4 protein-coding genes are annotated in these 2,860 nt (G+C 52.9%); 3 read left to right on the forward strand and 1 reads right to left on the reverse strand.

Annotated elements, in window-relative coordinates:
- On the reverse strand, positions 1–1,481 hold a 1,481-nt coding region (locus tag ACRC27_RS00770; RefSeq protein WP_438638863.1), incomplete at its 3' end, for a YifB family Mg chelatase-like AAA ATPase.
- Between ACRC27_RS00770 and ACRC27_RS00775 the strand changes: the two genes are divergently transcribed.
- From ACRC27_RS00775 to ACRC27_RS00785, 3 genes are all read left to right on the forward strand, one after another.
- Complete coding sequence (locus ACRC27_RS00775) at positions 1,468–1,692, forward strand: hypothetical protein (RefSeq protein ID WP_438622592.1); 225 nt, start codon at positions 1,468–1,470, stop codon at positions 1,690–1,692. The genes ACRC27_RS00770 and ACRC27_RS00775 overlap by 14 nt on opposite strands.
- Positions 1,693–1,822: 130 nt before the next feature.
- Positions 1,823–1,924, forward strand: a complete 102-nt coding sequence (locus ACRC27_RS00780) for an IlvGEDA operon leader peptide (protein WP_438622718.1) — start codon at positions 1,823–1,825, stop codon at positions 1,922–1,924.
- 340 nt (positions 1,925–2,264) lie between these two features.
- Positions 2,265–2,860 (forward strand): thiamine pyrophosphate-binding protein (locus ACRC27_RS00785; protein ID WP_438638865.1); only part of this gene is annotated, 596 nt, incomplete at its 3' end.

Below are 2,860 nucleotides of genomic sequence, written 5' to 3' on the forward strand. Positions count from 1 at the left end.
GCTTCGGCCAAGTGTACCCGCTGAATCTGATCCTCGGCAGCCAAATCAGCAACAGTGCGGGCGACTTTTAAAATCCGGTGATAGGCCCGTACTGATAGGCCAAGCCGGTTGAGTGTCTGTTCAAGAAAATCACTGTCCGTACTGCTAAGGCGGCAATCATGCTCCACTTCACGGCTACTGAGCATCGCATTGAGCTTGCCGCGCCGCTGTTTTTGCCGCTGCTGTGCTTGTAATACCCGTTCACGAACTTGTTGGCTGCTGTCACCACGTTGTGGGTTTTGTGTCAGGCTGCCCTGCGGCAGCAAAGGGACTTCAATGGAGAGATCAAAACGGTCTAAAAATGGGCCGGATAAACGGCTTAAATAGCGCAACACCTGCTGTGGATTACTGCGGTTGTGTACCCCCTGATAGTGTCCGGTTGGGCTGGGGTTCATCGCAGCAATGAGCTGAAAACGGGCCGGAAAACAGACTTTTGCCTGTGCACGCGAGATAACAATTTCACCCGACTCAAGCGGCTCGCGCAGCGCATCAAGCACTTTACGTTCAAACTCTGGCAACTCATCTAAAAACAAGATCCCGTTATGGGAAAGCGATATCTCACCGGGGCGCGGCATGCTGCCACCGCCCACCAGTGCTGCTGTTGAGGCACTGTGATGCGGCGTGCGAAATGGCCGCTGTTTCCAGTTTCCACGATGAATATCCTGATGCACTAAACTGCCAATAGCAGCGGTTTCCAATGCCTCTTGATCACTCATCACCGGCAGCAGATCACGCAGGCGGCTGGCCAGCATGGTTTTTCCGGTTCCCGGCGGGCCAAGTAACAGCAGGTGATGCTGCCCACTGGCGGCAATCTCCAGTGCGCGCTTGGCCTGCTGCTGACCGATAATATCCTGCAAATCTAGCCCTGATCCGTTCTGATAGCTGTTTGCTGCCGCCTCTGAATGTTGTTGTTGCGGCATATCAAGCGTGGCCTTACCGTTGAGATAGTCACACACCGCCTGTAGTGAATGGGCAGAGAGCGGATTGGCATGCGCCACCAGCTGGGCTTGTTCAGCGTTGGTGGTGGCAAGGATCAGCCGCCGCTGTACCTGATGTGCCGAGAGCGCGGCGGGGATCACGCCGGTGACTGCACGCAGCTCACCCGACAGTGCCAACTCCCCGATAAATTCGTGCATTGGCAGCTTATCGGCGGCGATCTGCCCTGAAGCGGCCAAAATGCCCAGTGCTATTGGCAAATCAAAACGGCCACCCTCTTTGGGAAGATCGGCTGGCGCAAGGTTAACGGTTATCCGCCGCGCCGGAAATTCAAACCCACTGTTGAGCAACGCACTGCGTACCCGATCTCGCGCCTCTTTGACGGAGGTTTCAGCTAATCCGACTAACGTTAACCCTGGCAGCCCCTGACTGAGATGCACCTCAATCGTAACGGCAGGGGCTTGTACGCCAATACTGGCGCGGCTGTGAATAATGGCCAATGACATTGCAGGTTTCCAACATAAGGAAAAAAATGCTGTACCGGTCACATTGAATAAACGCGCTGGCTGTATCTGTGGCCGACAGTTTAGTAAAAATTTGCAGTACAAAAACAGTGCAGTAAAACCGGCTTTAGTTTTACCCTTTAAAATCAGTTTGTTATTCGGGATGAATTCAAAAGCGGGAAGATTTTCGCAAAAAAACGTTGTCAAAAAGTAAACAGCTATGGTAACTCTTTTACTGTGTAAAGCATGACCAAGGCGTTGAACCTGTTGCGAGGTAATACCGACCACATCCGTTCAGCGCGTGAGATAACAAAAACAACAAAACAAAAAGAATTAATAACATGATGCTATTCGGCCAAGTTCTGACCCTCATTCTTCTACTCGTGGTGGTGATTATTCACACACCATGCGGGGTCGTATTTGGAAAACGAAGGCTGAACAGATAGAGAAGCCGGAAACGAAAAAGCCCCCGCACCGAAAGGTTCGGGGGCTTTTTTATCGACACTCACACAAAAAGTAACCTTATCAAGGGATGTAAGCCGGATGTTGTGGTGCAGGCTTTTCGTTGAGATCGCAGGATCAACCATCGCAGGAACAACGATAGCCCCTACGGTATCACCGGTGTAGCAACAGGAGTGCAGCAAATGAATCAACCACAACCCGATCAGATGGCAACCGCCCGATCAGATCGTTATCCGCCCGGTTCATTTCGGGCTTTTTGCAGACAGGCGGGGTAACGGTATGACAGACACACACTCGCATGCAGACATGCCGCAACAGGAGTTCATGCATTTAGGCACCGATGTGCCGGTTAGTGAGAGTAAAACCGGTGCACAATGGGTTGTTGAGATGCTGCGTCAGCATGCGGTAACCACGGTGTTTGGTTATCCGGGTGGCGCGATTATGCCGGTGTACGATGCCCTGTACGACGGCGGTGTTGAACATCTGCTGTGCCGCCATGAGCAGGGTGCGGCGATGGCCGCGATAGGTTATGCCCGTGCCAGCGGCGGAGTCGGTGTGTGTCTGGCAACCTCAGGGCCGGGGGCAACGAACCTCATCACGGGGCTGGCCGATGCGCTACTTGATTCAGTTCCGATAGTGGCGATTACTGGACAAGTTGCCCGCCCGTTAATCGGTACGGATGCGTTTCAAGAGATTGATGTGCTGGGTATGTCTTTATCCTGTACCAAACACAGCTTTTTGGTGCGTGAGCCTGCAGAGTTGCTGACGGTATTGGCCGAGGCATTTGCGTTGGCCAAAGAGGGCAGACCGGGGCCTGTGTTAGTGGATATCCCAAAAGATATTCAGATGATGGCGATCAGCGCGGTGAGTGCAGATTATATCACCCGCACGAATACCAGAGAGCCTGACCACACAGTGTT

The organism is Plesiomonas sp. (genome assembly GCF_051650925.1).
In the GTDB taxonomy this organism is placed as follows: Bacteria; Pseudomonadota; Gammaproteobacteria; order Enterobacterales; family CAMTGL01; genus Plesiomonas.